Annotated in this window: 15 protein-coding genes; 12 read left to right on the top strand and 3 right to left on the bottom strand. The window is 46.9% G+C overall.

The annotated features are described in order from the left end of the window. Window positions 1-22: 22 nt before the first annotated feature. Window positions 23-1,147: a diacylglycerol/lipid kinase family protein gene (locus tag ACTJLE_RS02535; RefSeq protein ID WP_481267314.1), complete on the bottom strand. Its 1,125-nt coding sequence runs from the start codon at window positions 1,145-1,147 to the stop codon at window positions 23-25. Window positions 1,148-1,279: 132 nt separating this feature from the next. On the opposite strand from ACTJLE_RS02535, the gene ACTJLE_RS02530 reads away from it, so the two are divergent. The 5 genes from ACTJLE_RS02530 (at window position 1,280) to ACTJLE_RS02510 (ending at window position 9,009) form a co-directional block, all read left to right on the top strand. Then, complete coding sequence (locus ACTJLE_RS02530) at window positions 1,280-2,287, top strand: alpha/beta fold hydrolase (RefSeq protein ID WP_481267313.1); 1,008 nt, start codon at window positions 1,280-1,282, stop codon at window positions 2,285-2,287. 118 nt (window positions 2,288-2,405) lie between these two features. Further along, window positions 2,406-4,322 (top strand): L,D-transpeptidase, encoded by a 1,917-nt coding sequence (locus ACTJLE_RS02525; protein ID WP_481267312.1) that lies wholly within the window; start codon window positions 2,406-2,408, stop codon window positions 4,320-4,322. After that, window positions 4,319-5,719: an App1 family protein gene (locus ACTJLE_RS02520; protein WP_481267311.1), complete on the top strand. Its 1,401-nt coding sequence runs from the start codon at window positions 4,319-4,321 to the stop codon at window positions 5,717-5,719. Before ACTJLE_RS02525 ends, ACTJLE_RS02520 begins: the two co-directional genes overlap by 4 nt. Window positions 5,720-5,866: 147 nt before the next feature. Beyond that, window positions 5,867-6,577, top strand: coding sequence for a Crp/Fnr family transcriptional regulator (locus ACTJLE_RS02515; RefSeq protein ID WP_481267310.1), 711 nt, complete (start codon window positions 5,867-5,869; stop codon window positions 6,575-6,577). 77 nt (window positions 6,578-6,654) lie between these two features. Beyond that, window positions 6,655-9,009 (top strand): transglycosylase domain-containing protein, encoded by a 2,355-nt coding sequence (locus ACTJLE_RS02510; RefSeq protein WP_481267309.1) that lies wholly within the window; start codon window positions 6,655-6,657, stop codon window positions 9,007-9,009. Window positions 9,010-9,026: 17 nt separating this feature from the next. On the opposite strand, the gene ACTJLE_RS02505 is transcribed toward ACTJLE_RS02510, so the two are convergent. Beyond that, complete coding sequence (locus ACTJLE_RS02505) at window positions 9,027-10,181, bottom strand: quinone-dependent dihydroorotate dehydrogenase (RefSeq protein ID WP_481267396.1); 1,155 nt, start codon at window positions 10,179-10,181, stop codon at window positions 9,027-9,029. Window positions 10,182-10,356: 175 nt separating this feature from the next. Here ACTJLE_RS02505 and ACTJLE_RS02500 point away from each other — a divergent pair, with 175 nt between their 5' ends. Beyond that, on the top strand, window positions 10,357-11,226 hold the full coding sequence (locus tag ACTJLE_RS02500) for a DeoR/GlpR family DNA-binding transcription regulator (protein ID WP_481267308.1): 870 nt from the start codon (window positions 10,357-10,359) through the stop codon (window positions 11,224-11,226). Window positions 11,227-11,703: 477 nt separating this feature from the next. After that, window positions 11,704-13,599 carry a hypothetical protein gene (locus ACTJLE_RS02495; RefSeq protein WP_481267307.1) on the top strand — a complete coding sequence of 632 codons (1,896 nt, stop codon included), beginning with the start codon at window positions 11,704-11,706 and terminating at the stop codon, window positions 13,597-13,599. 52 nt (window positions 13,600-13,651) lie between these two features. Here the strand turns inward: ACTJLE_RS02495 and ACTJLE_RS02490 are convergent, their stop codons facing one another. Beyond that, on the bottom strand, window positions 13,652-13,960 hold the full coding sequence (locus ACTJLE_RS02490) for a hypothetical protein (protein ID WP_481267306.1): 309 nt from the start codon (window positions 13,958-13,960) through the stop codon (window positions 13,652-13,654). Window positions 13,961-14,279: 319 nt separating this feature from the next. Here ACTJLE_RS02490 and ACTJLE_RS02485 point away from each other — a divergent pair, with 319 nt between their 5' ends. From ACTJLE_RS02485 to rplI, 5 genes are all read left to right on the top strand, one after another. Beyond that, window positions 14,280-15,944: a hypothetical protein gene (locus ACTJLE_RS02485; protein ID WP_481267305.1), complete on the top strand. Its 1,665-nt coding sequence runs from the start codon at window positions 14,280-14,282 to the stop codon at window positions 15,942-15,944. A gap of 487 nt (window positions 15,945-16,431) precedes the next feature. Next, a complete protein-coding gene (rpsF, locus tag ACTJLE_RS02480) occupies window positions 16,432-16,728 on the top strand; it encodes a 30S ribosomal protein S6 (protein WP_004128903.1) in 297 nt (98 codons plus the stop codon). 85 nt (window positions 16,729-16,813) lie between these two features. Continuing rightward, window positions 16,814-17,521 carry a single-stranded DNA-binding protein gene (locus ACTJLE_RS02475; protein ID WP_481267304.1) on the top strand — a complete coding sequence of 236 codons (708 nt, stop codon included), beginning with the start codon at window positions 16,814-16,816 and terminating at the stop codon, window positions 17,519-17,521. Window positions 17,522-17,659: 138 nt separating this feature from the next. Beyond that, window positions 17,660-17,908 (top strand): 30S ribosomal protein S18, encoded by a 249-nt coding sequence (rpsR, locus tag ACTJLE_RS02470; protein ID WP_004105399.1) that lies wholly within the window; start codon window positions 17,660-17,662, stop codon window positions 17,906-17,908. 16 nt (window positions 17,909-17,924) lie between these two features. Then, complete coding sequence (gene rplI, locus ACTJLE_RS02465) at window positions 17,925-18,371, top strand: 50S ribosomal protein L9 (RefSeq protein WP_119487601.1); 447 nt, start codon at window positions 17,925-17,927, stop codon at window positions 18,369-18,371. The last annotated feature ends 465 nt before the right edge of the window (window positions 18,372-18,836 follow it).

Raw genomic sequence — 18,836 nt, 5'->3', positions numbered from 1 at the left:
GCCACGGCGCTTGTATTTTATATTATTCGCTCACAGGAACGCTGGTTTTTACGCTTGCCGGCACGCGCACGCACAGTGCTTGCTTGTCAACGGTGAAGCGCAAATGCTTTGTGTAACCCAAAATGTCGCCGTCCACTTGCACCGGCGCCGACTTTTCCAATTTTACTTCCGCGCTAAATCCTTGCGTTTGGTCAATTCTTGAGCCGGCAGATAGCGAATCCTGCTGAAGTGCGCGCCCGGTTACGGTTTGGTGCACAACTCCGCGGAATAAATTAGCCCAACCAATTAATCCGCCCGAAGTGTCAATAATCTCAAAATCAAGCACGCCGTCGTCGTAAGCGGCTTCCGGCATAAGCGAAAACATAGGAATTTGCCCGCAATTTCCAGCCATAAGCGTGCGGAACGTAAGCCCTTTTAGCACGCTTTCGCTTCCGTCGGATCGCATTAAAGTAACGGTTGCGCGATACTTCGGCATAAACAAATGTTTAACTCCGGCCACAAAATAAGCAAGCCAACTAATATTTTTCTTCAGCTTCGGGTCCGTATCGTCAATCATAAGCGCGTCAAAACCGATGCCCGCAATAATCAAAAACGCGTGCCCGTGATCCTCATTCGGCTTGTCAAGAATCGTCACGCGCCCAACGTCAACCTGCCTGGACCCGTGCGAAGTCGCCACGTGCAACGCCGCATCCACGTCGTTCACAGGTATGCCCATGTTTCTTGCAAAAAGATTTCCGGTTCCAATCGGAATAATTCCCATCGCATGCCCTTTGCCGCTTACTGCGCTCGCAACCGTCCTCACGGTGCCGTCGCCGCCAACAGCAACCACAACATTCGCGCCGTTTGAAAGCGCCTCTAAAGCGCACTCGCGCCCGTCTTTATCTAGTTGCGTATCAATAATTTCGTAAGTAAATTTGCGCTTATTGCAATAATTTTTAATACTTTCGCGATACGCTTCGGCTTGCGGTTTTGAAGGGTTAAGAATAAAAGCGTAATGCACTGAATCGCCGTGTCGTTTGGCGAGTTTTATGGCCAAATGATGCCGTTTCATGGTACGCGTAACTATCATGATGACGAACGGCGCAAGTACCAGCGCAAAAACAATCACCATAAGTGCAATAGTTGCTTGAATAGGCATAGTTGGCATACCTTCTATTCTTGCACAATATTTTCTCTACCACTCTAAATTTTGCAGTATGCCACGAATATTTACTGTTTTTACACATTTCTTATATTTCTTATGCTGCTTCTTATATGGCTAAGACTATTATTGTTGCTTATGAGTGAAGGTTCTATTAATTTAAATAATTTAAATAATTTAAATAATTCAAATAATTCAAATAATTCAAGCAATTCAGCTACTAAGTGCGATTCTTTTAAGGATTGCTCGCTTTTTAAGTTGCATAATACGGTTTACCGCGATGTAAAGGCTGCCGATTCAAGCGCCGATTCAAGCAATTCCAGCATTACTCCAATCGTCCTCATCCACGGTTTCCCGGTTGATCACCGCATGTGGGATGCTTGCGCCGATTCTTTGAATGCTCAAATTGACGCCGCTCTTAGCGAAGGCGCGTTGAAGCACGACGTTCCGATTTTTGCTCCCGATATGGTTGGTGCCGGCTTGAGTGAAGCTCCAAAAGCCGAGGGCGAGTTTAGCGAGGCTGATTACGCTCACGCTCTTGACGCTCTTTGCGCATCTTATGTAAAGCTTATTAACGATTTGGGTTACGAGCGCGCCGTGTGGGTTGGTCTTTCTATGGGCGGCTACGTTGCTTTGGATGTTCAGCGCCTTCTACCTAAAGCTGTTGCTGGCATTGCTTTATGCGATACTCGCGCTTGCGTCGACGCTCCTCAAGCTCGCGCTAAGCGTCTTGAAATTGCTTCAGTTTGCGAGCGCGACCACACTGTTGAGCCGGTTATGCATTTTGCTCACGCAACCGAAAAGGATTCCACAGTTAAGCAGTCGCCTGAATTTATTCAAACTTTTGAAAATTGGATTCACGACCAGAAGCCTGAAGGTTTGGCTTGGCGCCAGCGCATGGCCGCTTGCCGTCCGGATATGGAAGATCAGTTGCCTTTGATTACGGCTCCGGCTGCGGTTATTAGCGGCACTTTGGATCCGTCTAGCGCGCCTGAAATTATGCGGCCAATGGCGGATGCAATGACTTCTTCAAAGCATGTTGATTTTACGGTTATTGAAGATTGTGGTCATTTTAGCGCTACTGAACATCCGTATGAGGTTGCTTCTTCTTTGGTTGATTTGTTGTTGCAAGTGCAGCGCAATTAATTAGCGCACTTAAGTCGCGCTTAAGTTATTAGCGGCTCAAAATATGGTTTCGTGCGAAGCTAGTGTTAAAATACTCAAGCGTGTCTTTTCATGTAACTATTAAGCAGAGGTTATGAATATGGCTGAAATGCAGCAAAATCCTGAAGGCGGTGAATCCTTTAACGCGGCTTCAGATTATGTGCCTGATGTTGAGAACGACGATACTGTTGCTTTCAAGCAAGTTGAGCAGAATTCTCAGAATCAGTTTGCGCAAAATCCAGTTGTTGAAGATTCAGTTGCGCAAAATCAGGTAGATAGTAAATCTGCTTATAGTGAAAGCGAAGAAGAAAGCCTTGTTGAAAACTTGGGTGAAGTTTCCGACGAAGACGATAATCAATACGATATTGTTGACGACGTTGAAGCTGCAGTTTCTCGCTATGCTGACAGAAAAGCCGAAAGAAAAGCCGAAAGAAAAGCCGCTTCTGCCGCTTCTGCCGCTTCTGTTGCTTCCGCTTACGCTTCAACTTCTGCAGATAACACAGCTACAGACACATTCCAAGCCGTTACTCCAAAATCTAAGGAATCTAAGAAATCTAAAAATAGTAACGCTCATTCTGCGCTCGCGCTTTTCTACTCGCTTTTTATTTTTGTGATTATTCTTGCGGCAGCATTTTTTGCTGTGCATTGGTATTTCCACGATCGCGTTGCTCCGGGCGTGAATTTTGGCGATTCTGCAATTTCTCGAAATCTTACAGGCGCGCAGGAATCGGCTGTATATAAAGCGGTACAAAATGCTGTTAATCGCACGGAATTAGTTATTAAGGACGATCGCGGAAAAACAGCTACAGCAAGTTTGCAGCAACTCGGCGTTAAGGTAAATACTAAGGCCACGGTTAACGCAATTCTTAACGCTAAGCGAGATAATTTATTTACTCGCATCATGCCTTGGGTTCAAAAAAATGTTTCTTTGAATGCCAAGCGCGACGATTCCAAAATGGACGTGTATTTGTTGCATAAGTTTGTTTTGAAGCACGATCGCGCTTTGCCGTACAGTGTAGTTTTCAATAAAGAATCTGAGTCTTTTGGTGTGCAAGACGGTGTGCCGGGCCGCACAATCGAAACGATGGCAGTGCGCGAAGCTGTGAAAAAGTTAATCGCAAATCCTGGAAAAACCGTAAATGTTTCTGTTTCTTCCAGGCGCACTGATGCCCCTATTAAGCGCGACGTTGCGCAGAAACTTGCTGACGATCTTAATAAAGTCCTTGATAAAAAATTAAAGTTTAGCAATGGCGATGGCGATGATTTTACGGTTCCAAAGAAGGAGCTTGGTACTTGGATTAACGTAAAAGCAGATACCACTCGTCGTAAGCTTTCCTACGAAATTGACGTAGATAAAGCCGACGCTTACTTATCGCAAGTGCTTCCAAAAGCGCTGAATAAGGAAAAAGTTAATCAAGAAGACGCAATTAATAAAGAAGGAAAAGTTATTTTCACAACCATGAAGGGTTCTAATGGCGTTGAAATAACTTATAACCGCTCTTACGCCGAAAAAGCTTGCGATGCTTTGCAAAACGGCGAAGATTTTAATGTTACGCTTCCTGCAAAAGTAACTAAGTTTAGCGTTGAGCAAAAGCTTGTGGAAATGCGAATTGTGGTTGATAAAACAACCCAAACTGCTTCCGTTTACAAGAACGATGAGTTGGTTAAAACATTCCCTGTTTGCACTGGTAGAACCGGCATGGGCGAGTCTACTTCCGGCACGTTCTTTATTTACTTGCGTTACGCTTCGCAAGATATGCGCGGCCGCAACTTTAATGGTTCGCCTTACCTTTCTCCAAACGTTCATTGGGTTAGCTACTATCATGGCGGCGAAGGTTTCCACACTGCTATGTGGAATTACAACGGCATTGCTACTGGCGACCCTGCAAATCACGGCTCTCACGGCTGCATTAACATGTACGAGCAGGACGCTCGCTGGGTATACGACAACTGCCCTCGCGGCACAATCGTGCAAGTTGTGGGCTCTACTCCGGACGGTCCGGTGCGTCAACAATGAGTGAACATGAGAATGTAGAGCAGGAAAGCGGCTCCGCATCTCGCCGCGTTAGTAGCATGCCAATTCCAGTGCATGTTACTGAAACGTTGTTTGATGCGCCTTCCGAGTCTGAACAAATTGATAATAAGCCTTGGTTTGTTCGATTTGGCCGTCGCGTTATTACGTCTACTTTTGGCGCTTGGATGCGCGTTGCAGGACGCGTTGTGCGCAAGGCCGGCTGGTTTCCAAGCGTTGAGCCGTATATTGGTTACGGCACGCATCGTTACGCTCGCTTAATTTGCCGAACCGTGTACGCTCCTGAGCGCGGCCACCGTTCTGCTTTAAAGCGCGGTATTTATGCCATGCTTGTTATTCCTTCTGTTAGGGTTAAGGTTTCTTTGTCGATTGACAATATTCCTGTGGAAACTGCTCAAGTTGGCGATTCTGATGTTTATGACAGGCCGGAAGAAGCTCGTGGTGGAAGTGCGGAATATTGCGTTTCGGATCGCGCCGGATACTTGGATTTAATTACCGAGCGCGCGCTTAGCCCGGGTCGTCACGTAGTTTCGTATGCTGTTAATAATCGTGAGCCTGTGAAGTCGAATTTGTTTGCAATCGACGCAAACGTGCCAATCGGCATTATTTCCGACGTTGACGACACGATTATGGTAACCGAAGCTCCTTCTCCGATTCGCGCTGCTTATAATCTGCTTATTATGAATCCGGCTCATCGTTCGCCTGTGCCAGGTATGGCGAATTTCTTTAATTCTTTAGCTGGATTGCGTAACGATATTCCTGTTTTTTATCTTTCAACTTCGCCTTGGAATGTTGAGGCTTCGATTCGTCACTTTATTGAGCGCGAAAAGTTTCCGGAGGGGCCTTTGCTTCTTCGCGATTTTGATCCGCGTCCAAAAACTTTTATTCCTAACGGTCCGCAGCATAAGTTGGAATTTGCAACTCAGCTTATGGATGATTTTCCGGGAATGCGTTTTGTTTTAATTGGTGACGACGGTCAAAAAGATCCAAGCACGTACGCGAATATTATTCGTAAGCATCCTGGCCGCGTGCTTGCTGTTGGTATTCGTCAGCTTAATAAGCGCGCTACGGTTGACGATTTTCGCCACAAGTTGTCTCGCGATTTTGCGGTTGCTCTTAGCGCTTCTAAGCGTGCGTATGTTTTTGAAAATATGGGGAATGTTGAAAATATCTCGAATTCTGCAGATTTTGCAGAAAATGTTGCGGATTCTGCAGATTTTGACGAGAATATTTCGGATTCTGCCAATCAAATGCGCGTAGTCGAAGCTAAGGATGCTGTTGGAACTCTTCAAGGCGTGCCATTTTTTGCAGCGCCTTTTGGCGAAGGATTATCTAAAGCTATGCTTCCGTTTATTGAAGAAGCAATTTCGAAGAAAAATTAGGAAAGCGCAACTAATCGCAATTCATCTAAACCTAATTTACCGCTTAAATTATCCGTGTTAATATAGTTAAAGGATTTTTCGCGCTCGCGCATAATCCACAGGTAGTTCAACGACGCATCTACTTATTGCTTAATAAAGGGGCAAGCAATGTTGGAAAACAACACTCAGCGTGATGAATTTTCACTGCAAAGCACCGCATTATTCAAGCAGGTTCCGCCTAGCCAAATGAAGGAATTACTTGTTCATTTGCAAAAGTCAGTTTTTAATAAAGGCGATTCGATTTTTAACGAAGGCGATACTGACCACCGCATGTACTTGCTTGAGCGCGGACGAGTAAAGCTGGTTCGTCATTCTCGCGATAATCGCGTGCAATTGCTTAGCATTCACACTCCTGGCGAAATTTTGGGCGAAATTCCTGTGTTCGATCCAAGCGGCGGCCCTCGTACAGCTTCCGCAATTTCGCTCACTAATAATACGCAAGTTTTGTGGCTGGAAAACGACGTGCTTTTTAAATGGATTAACGAAAATCCGCGCGTTGCTGTAGATATGCTTCAAGTGCTGGCTGCAAGAATGCGCGCAAATAATGAGCATATTTCTGACTTAGTTTTTATGGATGTGCCGGCGCGTTTGGCAAAAACTTTGCTTAATTTGGCTTCTCGCTTTGGCGAGCCGAATAGCGAGGGTTTGCGCGTGGAACACAATTTAACGCAAGAGGAGTTGGCTCAGCTTGTTGGCTCTTCTCGCGAAACTGTGAATAAAGCTTTGATGGATTTTGCTAATCGCGGTTGGATTATGCGCCGAGGCCGTTCGATTATTATTTACAAGCCGGGTATGTTGATTCGTCGCGCTGAGCGTTGATAGCGTGATAATAACAATAGCAGCCGCTGTTTTTAGCTTACGCTTCCAAGTAGAGGCAAACCTTTAGAATAGTACGCATGCCGAAAAAGAATTCACTAACCGTTCGCCGTGTGCTCGCGCTTTTCCTTACATACGTTACACTTTGCGTTGCAGGTGGCGTGGCTGCAAGTATTTTATTCGTACCAGGCGTAATGAGCGTGAATAGCGTTGTGAAAACAGTTGTTCCTTCACTTCGCGTTGACGGCATCGATTTTGACGTAACTGCTTTGCCGCAAAAATCGCGACTTTACGCATCTGACGGCAAAACTATTATCGCAACTTTTTACGCACAAAACCGCACTGTTGTGCCTCTTCGACGAATCTCCCAATACATGCAACAGGCAATGGTTGCTCGCGAAGACCGCAGATTCTTTGAACATTCCGGCGTAGACATGCAAGGCGTTATGCGAGCTTTTGTGCAAACATTCGTTAAAAAGTCAGATATGCAAGGCGGCTCTTCCTTAACTCAGCAGTACGTAAAAAACGTTCTTATGATTAAAGCGCGCGAAAATAACGATCCTTTGGCGGAATATCACGCTTCTGAAGGCACAATCGCGCGTAAATTGCGCGAAATGCTTATTGCAATTCAAATGGAAAAAAAGTATTCCAAACTTGAGATTTTGCAAGGATACCTTAATATTGCGCAATTTGGTAGTAATAATTTATACGGCGTAGAAACTGCAGCGCGCCGCTACTTTAATACGAGCGCAGCTAAGCTAAATCTTGTACAAGCTGCAACTATTGCTTCTATTACAAAAAATCCTTCTCATTACGATCCTTCTATTGAAAGCAATCAAAAAGAAGCTCAAGAACAGCGCAATATTGTTCTTGACTTAATGCTTCGACAAGGCTTTATTAACCAAAAGCAGCACGATTCCGCAGTTAGCGTGCCAATAAAAGATACCTTAAATATTCAGCCAGAAGTTTCGAATATTGGTTGCCAAGCTGCTGGAGATGCCGCTTTCTTCTGCGATTACGTTACGAAGAAAATTTTGCACTCTCGCGAATTCGGCAAAACCGCTATAGCTCGCGAAAAGCTTCTTACAGAAGGCGGCCTCGACATTTACACCACAATGGATTTGCGCGCAAGCAAGGCTGCAATGAAAGCTGCTCGAGACACAATTCCAGTGAAAGATAAGAGCGGTTTCGAAGTTTCAATCGCCGCTATTAAACCTGGCACGGGCGAGGTTTTGGCTTTCGGAAGCAACCGTATTTACGACGCAACGGATGCTGCAAAGTCGGATCCAACGCATACTGCTATTAACTATGCTGTGGACGAGCGCGATGGCGGCGGTCTTGGCTGGCAGATTGGTTCTACTTGGAAGCCTATTAATATGGTTGCGTGGATGCTTGCTGGAAAGTCAATCAACCAGCCTCTTCGCACGACTATCCGATACAATAATTCTGATTTTAACTGCAATAAGTTCCGCGGAGTCGGCTCATGGTTTGTGCAAAACTCCGGCGGTGGCACTGTTAACCCAGAAACGCCTTTGCAAGGTCTTGTTCGTTCTCACAATACTACGCAGGCGTCTATGGCTCAGCAAATTAAGTTGTGTTCTATTGCGGATGCTGCTCGAGTGCTCGGGTATCACAATTCGCCAATCGGCCAGGAAAGCGTGTATTCTTCTAACTCTTTGAACCCGCCTATGACGATTGGTTCTGTGCAAGCTTCTCCGCTTACTGTTGCAAACGTGTACGCAACTCTTGGCGCAAACGGCGTATCTTGCGATCCGATTGCAATTAAGCGCGTTGTAGACAAAAACGGAAAGCGCTTAAAGGTTCCTAGCGCGCACTGCCATCAAGCTATTCCAAAGGGAATTGCGCAAACCGTTGCGTACGCACTTAACCAAGGTGTTGTGCAACCTGGCGGTGAGGCTGCAACAACGCAACTTGACGGCGGACGTAAAACTTTCGCAAAAACCGGTACTAACGAGCAGTACTACATGACGACTGCAGGCTTTGTGCCTCATCAGGTTGCTTCGTTTGTGGCTGTTGGTAATGCTGAGTCTCAAAAGAGTTTTAACGGCATGACGATTAACGGCCAGACTAGGGGAGCCTGGTACGGTATGTATATTGCAACTCCTGCGTGGAAGGAGTTTATGAATACGTACCTGAAGGATGCGAATATTCCGATTGACAATGATTATGGAAAACCGGATCCAAAGTACACTGCTGGCGGCAGTCTTTCCGACAAAAAGTCGCCTTTGGAAGATTTGAATGCGAACCTTCCAAAGACGGAGCAGCAAAAGCGCGACGAAGACGCTCGAAAGCAAGCCGCGCGCGAGCAGCAGGAGGAAGCTAATAAAGAGTCGAAGCGTCAGCAGCAAACGCAAGACCAGTACGGCACTGCTCGTCGCGACGACTATAGCACTTCCGGAAGTGACGAGTACTGATTAAGGATTTATCGCTTTTACTCCACATCAACGCCAACAGCGTCAGCTACGTGCTCAAAGCCGTCGCGTTTCAAAAGATCCGCAAGTCCGCGCTTTAGCGTCGTAATCTGCTGCGGTCCTCTATACATAAGCGACGTAATAAACATAACCAAATCTGCGCCGGAGCGAATCTTCTCGTAAGCTTGCTTCGGCGTAAAAACGCCGCCGATTCCAGCAATAGCAAAGCGATCTCCAAAAGCTTTGCGCGTGCGCCTTATCAAATCGTTACTTGCGCTGTAAGTAGGGCCGCCCGAAAGCGCTCCCTGCCAATCTGCCGGCACATCTAGCCCGGAGCGATTCTTTTGCAAATTCGCAATGCTCACGCCGTCAACTTTATGCTCAGCAAGCACGTCAAGAAGCGACTTAAACTGCTCCCAGCCTCCCGGCAAATTAAGCGGCATTTTAACAAGAGTTGGCTGTGGCCTTTTAATAGTGTCAAGGTCGCTAAATAGCTTATCCAGCGCTTCTGGCTCTCTAAAAGGCTCGCCAACGCGAGTATTCGGGCAAGAAATATTCACTTCAATAATCGAGCTGCGCCCAGCCGCGCGCTCCATAGAAATATGGTAGTCTTCAATGCCTTCCTGAAGGTCGCCGACTAAATCGTCGTTTGTGCGCGCAATAGAAATAGAAAGATTCATAGACTTAGCTTTAGTCCACGCTTTTTCTGCGCGCGCAATAACAGCCTCACTGCCGTCGTTTGCTAAGCCGGCATGCACCAAAATCGAATCGTATTCCGGAAGGCGATGGTACCAAGGCTTTTGGTTTCCTTCGCAATGGCGGCTTGTGGTGGAGCCGACTGTTTCGAAGCCAAAGCCGGCGTTATCTAGCACGGTTGCCATCTGGCAGTTTTTATCCAAGCCTGCGCTTAAGCCGAACGGGTTCGCAAAATCCAATCCCATAACATTCGTTTCAAGAACCGGGTCCGTGTAGTTGAGCATTGTGCGAAGAAGCCACATAAGCCCCGGCGTGCTTTCGCTAAATTTGCAAAAGTCAATCATTCGCTCGTGTGCTTCGTCCGGCGGAATGTTGAACACAAAATGCGGTTTGATTATGTGCTTGTAGGAAAAAGTAAAAAGATCCGTCGTGGCTTTATTCACGACGTTGTGCAATGAGTTTTCAGAAACGTAATACATATTTATATAGTAGGGCATTATTTGTGCGTTTGCCACCTTAACGCGCGTTCGTTTTTGTGCGATTAGCTCAAGGATTTGCCGATTTTTGCATAAAAATGTGCGTTCTGCGCGATTTTACGCCTTAAAACGCTCAATCGCGTTTGTTTTTTGCGTATACGTGTGCGATAATGTTCGTATGATTTCTTCACAGCGTCAGCACTTAATTCTAAGCCGACTCCGCACGCGCGGTGCCGTGCGCATAACCGCACTTTCTAAAGAACTAAACGTTTCTGCAATGACTGTTCGAAGGGATATTGCTGAGCTTTCGGATCGCGGTCTTTTAAAGCGTGTTCATGGCGGCGCTGTAACAACCAACACTTTGCTTTCGGAGCCGCTGTTTTCTGTAAAGTCGCAAATGGACATCGGTTTAAAGGACGCTATTGCGCGCTTGGCTGTGGACTACGTTTCTCCGGGGGATGTGATTGCTATTGGCGGCGGCACAACTGCTTACGTGTTTGCGCAGCATTTGCTTGAGTCGCGCAGGGCTTCGGGCATTACGATTTTGACTAATTCGATTCCTGTTGCCGAGCTTGTGCAAGCGTTGGAGTCGAAGGACGTGGAAGTTATTGTAACCGGCGGCGTAATTACGCGTTCGAATTCGCTGGTTGGGCCGATTGCGGATAAGGTTGTGGCTTCGCTTCGAGTGAATACTGTGTTTCTTGGCACGCATTCTGTGTCGCTTCCTCGCGGATTCCTTATGCCGAATTCTTTGGAAGCGGCTACGGATATGGCGTTAATGGATATTGCGGACCGCACTATTATTTTGACGGATCACACGAAGTGGAGTTGCACGTCGCTTTCGTTGTTCGCACGCTTTGATCAGGTTGACACTGTTATTACTGACGATGGGTTGGATGCGGATTCGCAACTTCGTACGCGCGAGCTTGTGAAGGATTTGGTTTTGGCGCCTGTGGGTGAGGAAAGCGGAGACGCTGGCGCGCGCGACGACCTGCCTGAGCGCTGCGATTTAGCGCGCGAAGGCAACTCGGAGCGGAAACTCGCTTAAGTTGGAAGTCCAGTGGACTTCCAACGCGAGTTTCGTAAGCGAGCGCTTATAGTGCGAGCGTTGTCTCGCATTTGGAGTGTGTGATACAACGGTGTGTCGTGCGGGGCGGGGGAAGCGAAAGGCTGATTTTGCAAGGGTTTTGGGGTGAGTTGGGTAGTATGCGCGCGTTTCCTGAGAATTCTCTGAGAAAAATCTTTAAAATTCTTGAAATTGGTATTTTTTACGGTAAGCGCGCGCTGATTTAGTAGAATTTACGTTTATTTATGCAATTTCTGTAATATTTCCCGAAAAATCTTCTGTTTTTTCTTTCTTTATACGCGTGTTGGGGCTTGACTTTTGCGAACGGGGGGGGGGTATCTTAAATAGCAAACGCTAGCTATTCCTAGTTTGGCTAGTGTTGCACAGTTCACCTAGAAGCTGTGCAAGCGAATTTTTCTTCGTGTACCTGCACGAAGGAGAAGAAGAAAGGATAATATTATGTTGAATAAGAAGGCTATCGCCGCATTCGCTGCTGGCGCCACCTTGCTTTCCGGTTTGGCATTCGCCGCACCATCTTTCGCTGATGTTAAGGCTGTGACTTCCTATGATAAGGAATTCACTAACGAAAAGGCTCAGGCAGCAGTTACAGCAGCTGAAGCTACTCTTAAGACCGCTAATGACACGCTTAAGACTAAGAAAGATGCATTCACCACAGCTTACACTGCAACTTCTTTGGATGCTAAGGTTAAGGCTGCTTTTACTGCTGATGCCACTTTAGCTGACGGCTATAGCATTAGTGGCTCTGATATTAAGAAGGGCTCTGACGTTGTAGCAAATGCTTATACTTTCTACACCACTAACGTGAAGCCTGTTGAAGATGCTAAAACAGCGGTTGCGTCTGCTCAGAAGGATGTAGACCAGGCTAAGATGAATCTTAACGCTACTGCTGAGACTTTCCGTAGTAAGGATGTTGAGGCTGTTAAGGCTGCTAAGGGCGAAGTTGACAAGGCTAAGAAGGCTGTCAATGATAGCTTTGATAAGCTTGTTGATGCAACCAAGAAGCTTAATGCTGCTGATAAGACTTTGAAGGCTGCTAAGAAGGCTGTTGCTGATTTTAATTACAAGGTTCCAGATGGTATGGAGAATGTACCTTCTACCTTGGCCAAGAGGTATCCTCTTGATCAGGCCGTGAAGAAGGCTAAGGATGCTAAGGATGCTGCTCAGGACGTTAAGGATGCTGCTCAGACTGCTTTCGATAAGGCATTTGGTGATTACACCTCTAAGCTTGATGATTACGCCACGAAGTTAGCTACTGCTGTTGACCAAGAGGCTGATGTTGCTGCTTATCCTAAGAAGGAAAGGCTCACTATCAATAAGGCAGATTACAATGCTGATCTCGTTGCTTTGGTCGGTGGCTCCACCAATGACAATGGCAACGGCGGTGAAGGCCAGGGTGGCGATTCCACTACCCCAACTCCTGATCCAAAGAAGGTTGATTACAAGGCTGTTGTTGAGTTTGCAGTTAAGTATGTGAAGGATGCTAAGTCCGATGCCAAGACTGTTGCTTCTCTTAAGGCTGCTTTGGCTAAGGTTACCGCTGCTAAGAAGGCTAAGGATGCCAAGGCTTTGGTTGCTGCTCTTAAGGAATTGAAGGCTCTTGTTGAGCCATTGATGAAGAAGGCTCCAGCTAAGGATACTGGTAAGGCTTTGGAGTCCATCTTCGGCTCTGATGTTCTTTACACTAAGTACAAGGGCTTGGCTGTTGATTTGATCAAGCTTGGTGTTACCAACATTGGCGCTTACGATGGTCTTCTTAACCAGCTTGAGTTTGGTTTGAGCCGTTTCGGCTGGGATAACGTTGTTAAGAACTTCCCAGAGCACGGTCCTAAGAACAACTGCGATTTCTTGGCTTGGTTGCGTCGTCACTTGACCAAGGCTGTGAAGCATTACGGTCACGTTGAGGCTGCTGTTAAGGATATTCAGGCAGAGCTTAACGAGGATATGAAGGATGCTCAGGCTCGTCATGATTGGGATGCTGTTAAGGTAATCGATCAGAAGATTGCTTTGGCTAACGGTTTGCGTGAGGTTGCTCATCACAACCTTACCCGTGCTAAGGCTTTGCTTGATTCCGCTAACGATCACGCTCGTGATTTGAGCTGCGATACTGCTGCTAAGGAAGTTCGCGCTGCTATGGATAAGGAGCCAAACTCCCCATTCAAGAAGAGCGGTCAGAAGAACAATGGCCAGAAGCCAAATGGCCAGAATGGTCAGAAGCCAAATGGTGGCGCTGCAAGTCATCAGCTCGGCAAGACCGGCGCAACTGTAGCTTTGGTTGCTGTTGCTGCTTCCGTGCTTGCTGGTATGGGTGCTGCTCTTCGCAAGATCCGTCACTAAGCTAACTGTTCGGGTACCTTCTTCTCCCGAATAATTGGGTAAATCACTTAGTCTAGCGTGCTAAACGGTGCGCTAGGCTAAGTGTTTTCTTAAAAATTTTGTGCTTGACGCGGCGCAAATAATTTAATATGTGTTGCAAATCAGTCAGTTCTATGGACTTGTTTGATGCGGTTTGCCAAAAATTTTCCTTTTTTATCGTTGATGCAAATTCGTAAATTGGCTGTGACTCAAGCGCATTTGCGCGCTGCTTACCGCTAGGTACGGGTAGCGGCGGCGCAAGGTTCAAGGCCTGAGTAGCATTTGCCCAGGCCTTGTGTTTTAGATGTTTTAGCTTTTTGAGGTTTGTTAATTCTTTCGGCAAAGAAGCTGAACCTTAAAGAAACCTGAAAAAACTATTAAAAACTTCTGTTTATGGCGTGTCGCATAATTTTTTCGATAATTTGAGCAAATAATCGTAAATATTATTCTTTTTTAAATAAAAAACGCAAAATTTATCAATATTTTCCTATTTTTCGCATGTTCGACTCTGAATTTTGGTATTGAGTTTTCTGAGAGCATGCGGTAAGTTATAAGTCAGTTACCGGAGGAATACCTAGTTCAACCGGTACGCACGGGAAACCGTGATTGGCAAATTTTTCTTCGTGTACCTAGCACGAAGGAGAAGAAGAAAGGAAAATATTATGTTGAATAAGAAGGCTATCGCCGCATTCGCTGCTGGCGCCACCTTGCTTTCCGGTTTGGCATTCGCCGCACCATCTTTCGCTGCTGGTGAAAACAATGCTCCTAAGAAGGAAGAGTGCACTCCAGCTACTAACGCTGAGCTTCTTGCTGCAAACACCGCTATTGATAGTGATAATGAAGACGTTCTTACTGCTCAGAAGGCAGTTCGCTCTGCAAACAAAGAACTTCATGAAGCTAACCGTACGCTTAACGAGTTGAAGCGCAAGATGGATACTGCTAAGGGCAAGTCTGATGCTGCTAAGACGGCTTATGATGCTGCTAAGACTGCTGCAGACAATGATAAGAAGGCTTTTGTCGCTGCATACTTGGATAAGCATGCTGATAAGACTCCTACAGATGCTGAGACACAGTACAACTCCGCTACCGAGGTGAAGGATGTCATTACTAAGGAGCAGATTAAGAAGCGCGATGAGCTTAAGAAAGCTTTGACCGATGCTAAGACCAAGTACGTTGGTAAAGAAGATGCTAACACTGAGGATGCTCCTGCTGCTGGCTCCCTTCTCAAGGCTTACAATGATGCAAAGTCTGCTTATGACACTGAGAATGATGGTGCCGTTGCTAAGGCTAAGGGTGAGCTTGAGACTGCTCAGCAGAACTTGAAGGATGCTCAGGCTAAGTTGAAGGAAGATAAGGCTTACTTGGCTAAGCTTCAGTGCAAGGAAGTTCCTACACCTCCAGCTCCAGTTAAGCCAACCCCAGTAACTCCTGCTGATGTTAAGGCTGTTGTTGAGTTCTCCTTGAAGTATATTAAGGATGCTAAGTCCGACGCTAAGACTGTTGCTGCTGTTAAGGCTGCTTTGGCTAAGTTGCAGGCTGCTAAGGATAAGGCTGCTAAGGCTGCTGCTTTCAAGGAATTGAAGGCTCTTGTTGAGCCTTTGATGAAGAAGGTTCCACCAACTCCTGAAGATAATGCTCCAGCTTTGAAGTCCATCTTCGGTTCTGACGTTCTTTACACCAACTACAAGGGCTTGGCTGCTGATTTGGTAAAGCGTGGCATCACCAACATTGGTGCTTACGATGCTCTTCTTGACAAGCTTCAGTATGGTTTGCGCAACGGTGGCTGGGATAATGTTGTTAAGAACTTCCCAGAGCACGGTCCTAAGAACAACTGCGATTTCTTGGCCGGTTTGCGTCGTCATTTGACCAAGGCTGTAAAGCATTATGAGCATGTTGAGGCTGCTGTTAAGGATATTATTGCAGAGCTTAACGAGGACTTCAAGGATGCTAATGCTCGTCATGATTGGAAAGCCGTTGAGGTAATCGATCAGAAGCTTGGTTTGGCTAACGGCTTGCTTAAGGTTGCTGATAACAACCGTACTCGCGCTGCTGCTTTGTTGAACTCTGCTAACGATCACGCTAAGGATTTGAGCTGCGATACTGGTGCTAAGGATGTCCGCAAGGCTATGGATAAGGAGCCAAACTCCCCATTCAAGAAGAGCGGTCAGAAGAACGATGCTAAGAAGCCAGAAGCTCAGAAGCCAAACGGTGGCGCTGCTGATGGTAGCCACAAGCTCGGCAAGACCGGCGCAACTGTAGCTTTGGTTGCTGTTGCTGCTTCCGTGCTTGCTGGTATGGGTGCTGCTCTTCGCAAGATCCGTCACTAAGCTTAAATCAAAAGCTAATGGTTAAAAAGCTAAGCTAAAAGCAAAAGCCAAGCTTAAGCTAAAAGCTGAAGCTTAAACCATCGGGGACTGATTAAATCAGTCCCCGTTTTTTTTGGAACATTTGCCGGAGTTTTGCCCCGTGTTTGTGTACTTGGGTTGGGTGTAAGTACACAAATGCGCGCATACTTCCTCGTGTTTGTGTACTTGGGTTGGGTGTAAGTACACAAATGTGAGCACTTCTCCTCGTGTTTGTGTACTTGGGTCGGGTGTAAGTACACAAATGCGCGCGCCTTACCTCGTGTTTGTGTACTTGGGTCGGGTGTAAGTACACAAATGCGCGCGCGTTAGTCGTCACGAGCATGGGGTAGAATATGAAAGTTATGTGTGAATTTATTGCTGAAAACTCGGCAAACCACAATCACGCATAAATTGCAAACACACTCCTGCTGTGGAAGGGCCACAGCCGATAGTCCGAAGGAGGTGGGTGATGTCTGCACATAAGTATGAACTGATGTTCATTGCAAATCCTGAGCTGGATGAGCACGGTCTTAAGAAGTTGACCGAGCAGTATCTTGAGCTTGTCACCAACGAGGGCGGTTCCGTTGACGGTACCGACTACTGGGGTCGCCGCAAGTTTGCCTACGAAATTGAAGGCAAAACTGAAGGTAACTACGTTGTGGTGAACTACACTGCCGAGCCAGCCGTAAGCGACGAACTTGACCGTGTTTTGAACCTTAACGAATCTGTAATCCGCACGAAGATTCTTCGCAAGGACGCCAAGTAAAAGTATTAAGTAAAAGCATTAAGCGAAACTAGTATCTAATATTAAGCAAAACTAGTATCTAGTAGCGGGAAAGAAAAGGCACGCTATGGCAGGTGAAACTATTATTACTGTGGTTGGAAATCTCACTGCGGATCCTGAAGTTAGGACGCTTTCAAACGGTTCTGCTGTTGCAAGCTTCACCATTGCGTCCACGCCTCGTACGTTCAATCGCAATACGAATCAGTTCGAGGACGGTCCTGCATTGTTCATGCGTTGCTCCGCGTGGCGAGACCTTGCGGAACATTGCGCGAACAGTCTTTCTAAAGGCATGCGCGTGATTGCGCAAGGCCGATTGTCGCAGCGCTCGTATCAGGCGCAAGACGGTTCTAATCGCACGGTGGTGGAACTTACCATCGACGAGATTGGGCCATCGCTGCGCTATGCAACCGCGCAAGTTACTCGCCAAAGCTCGGCAACTGGGTTTGCTGGGGGAGCGAGGGCGATGGGTGCTGCTGGTGCTGGTGCTTCTGGTTTTGGCTCTGGCTCTGGTGCTTCTGGTGCTGGTGCGATGGGTGCTGGTGCGTATCAAGGTGGCGGCTATGCTGGCGGCGCAAATTACGCTGCAAATCAAGCCGCAAACCAAGCTGCGCAGGCAAATCAGGCCGCTTCGCGCGCGCAGTCCGCAAACGCAACTGCCGCGGATCCGTGGAGTGCTGCCGGCCCAACGAACGACGCGTTCACAACCTTCGGCGCTGGTGCTGATTTCGGCACAAGCTCCGATTTTGGCGCAGACGCGGAAGAGCCGGAATTCTAATCGCAAATAGTGCTAAATAAATAGTGCTAAATAATTAGTGCTTAATGCTGGAAGTTGCTTTTACTGCTTAAACTACTTCTTATAAAATCATCAGTTACGCGTTATGAAAACCATAGCGCATTTAAGAGAGGACATCTTATGTCACGCAAAAGGCCGCAACCACCGGTCAAGCCTTTCAAGAAGAAGCCAAATCCTCTGAAGGCTGCCAAAATTACCGAAATTGATTACAAAGACGTCGCTTTGCTGCGCAAGTTCGTTTCCGACCGCGGCAAGATTCGTTCCCGTCGTATTACCGGCGTAACCGTGCAGGAACAGCGCAAGATTGCGAAGGCCGTGAAGAACGCTCGCGAGATGGCTTTGCTTCCTTACGCCACTACCGGTCGCTGATTGAGAGGTTGTAACAATGGCTGAAACTAAAGTTATTCTTACCAAGACTGTTGCCAACCTCGGTCACTCTGGTGACGTTGTTGAAGTGAAGGCTGGCTATGCTCGCAACTACCTGATTCCACAGGGACTCGCTTTCGCGTGGAACAAGGGTGCCGCTTCCCAGATTGAGGCAATGCGCCGCGCTCGTTTGGCCAAGGCTGTTGCCACTCGCGAAGAGGCTGTTGCTGCTAAGGCTCAGATTGAGGGCACCGTTGTGGAGCTCGCTGCTAAGGTTTCCGAGTCCGGCAAGCTCTTCGGCGGCATTTCTGCCGACAAGATTGCTGCTGCTTTGGCTCCAAAGGCCGCTGTGGAAGCTCGCGCAATCAAGGTCGCTGCTATTAAGACCACCGGTGAGTTCCCAGCAACCGTGACGTTGCATCCGGAAATCACTGCTTCCTTCACCGTGAAGGTTGTGGCGGAGTAGTAACTTTGTGAATTTTACAAAACATGTTGCAACAAGCAGATTCCTGCTTTTAGTGGTTTTCTGCTTGTAATACGTGTGGATTGAACTTAAGCATTGGCTCTGCGTAGCGCTGTTGCGGTGTTTCTTTTACCCGCAACTCGCTCGCAGGGCTTTTTTTTTATTCATTGTTTTTGGCGGAAACATTTGCGGGGTTATAGGCCAAAAAGTGTGTAAAGCTAAGCTGATGAATATTCTGCGGGTGTAAGCCGCAGCCTCAGCACTGTTAAAAACTCAGTCAGCGAACTGAGAAAATAACACTCACAGCTCACACACCGTTAAAAACTCAGTCAGTGAACTGAGAAAATAACGGTAATAAGCTCAACACTGTTAAAAACTCAGTCAGCGAACTGAGAAAATAACGGTAATAGGCTCAACACTGTTAAAAACTCAGTCAGCGAACTGAGAAAATAACGGTAATAAGCTCAG

Source organism: Gardnerella sp. CCPDSM, from assembly GCF_056754715.1.
This window is presented reverse-complemented; position numbering and strand designations above follow the sequence as displayed.

What these genes read in the sequence shown, in the direction of transcription:
- ACTJLE_RS02535 (WP_481267314.1), bottom strand. Translation starts at nt 1,147, where the DNA reads ATGCCAACTATGCCTATTCAAGCAACTATTGCACTTATGGTGATTGTT.
- ACTJLE_RS02530 (WP_481267313.1), top strand. Translation starts at nt 1,280, where the DNA reads ATGAGTGAAGGTTCTATTAATTTAAATAATTTAAATAATTTAAATAAT.
- ACTJLE_RS02525 (WP_481267312.1), top strand. Translation starts at nt 2,406, where the DNA reads ATGGCTGAAATGCAGCAAAATCCTGAAGGCGGTGAATCCTTTAACGCG.
- ACTJLE_RS02520 (WP_481267311.1), top strand. Translation starts at nt 4,319, where the DNA reads ATGAGTGAACATGAGAATGTAGAGCAGGAAAGCGGCTCCGCATCTCGC.
- ACTJLE_RS02515 (WP_481267310.1), top strand. Translation starts at nt 5,867, where the DNA reads ATGTTGGAAAACAACACTCAGCGTGATGAATTTTCACTGCAAAGCACC.
- ACTJLE_RS02510 (WP_481267309.1), top strand. Translation starts at nt 6,655, where the DNA reads ATGCCGAAAAAGAATTCACTAACCGTTCGCCGTGTGCTCGCGCTTTTC.
- ACTJLE_RS02505 (WP_481267396.1), bottom strand. Translation starts at nt 10,181, where the DNA reads ATGTATTACGTTTCTGAAAACTCATTGCACAACGTCGTGAATAAAGCC.
- ACTJLE_RS02500 (WP_481267308.1), top strand. Translation starts at nt 10,357, where the DNA reads ATGATTTCTTCACAGCGTCAGCACTTAATTCTAAGCCGACTCCGCACG.
- ACTJLE_RS02495 (WP_481267307.1), top strand. Translation starts at nt 11,704, where the DNA reads ATGTTGAATAAGAAGGCTATCGCCGCATTCGCTGCTGGCGCCACCTTG.
- ACTJLE_RS02485 (WP_481267305.1), top strand. Translation starts at nt 14,280, where the DNA reads ATGTTGAATAAGAAGGCTATCGCCGCATTCGCTGCTGGCGCCACCTTG.
- rpsF (WP_004128903.1), top strand. Translation starts at nt 16,432, where the DNA reads ATGTCTGCACATAAGTATGAACTGATGTTCATTGCAAATCCTGAGCTG.
- ACTJLE_RS02475 (WP_481267304.1), top strand. Translation starts at nt 16,814, where the DNA reads ATGGCAGGTGAAACTATTATTACTGTGGTTGGAAATCTCACTGCGGAT.
- rpsR (WP_004105399.1), top strand. Translation starts at nt 17,660, where the DNA reads ATGTCACGCAAAAGGCCGCAACCACCGGTCAAGCCTTTCAAGAAGAAG.
- rplI (WP_119487601.1), top strand. Translation starts at nt 17,925, where the DNA reads ATGGCTGAAACTAAAGTTATTCTTACCAAGACTGTTGCCAACCTCGGT.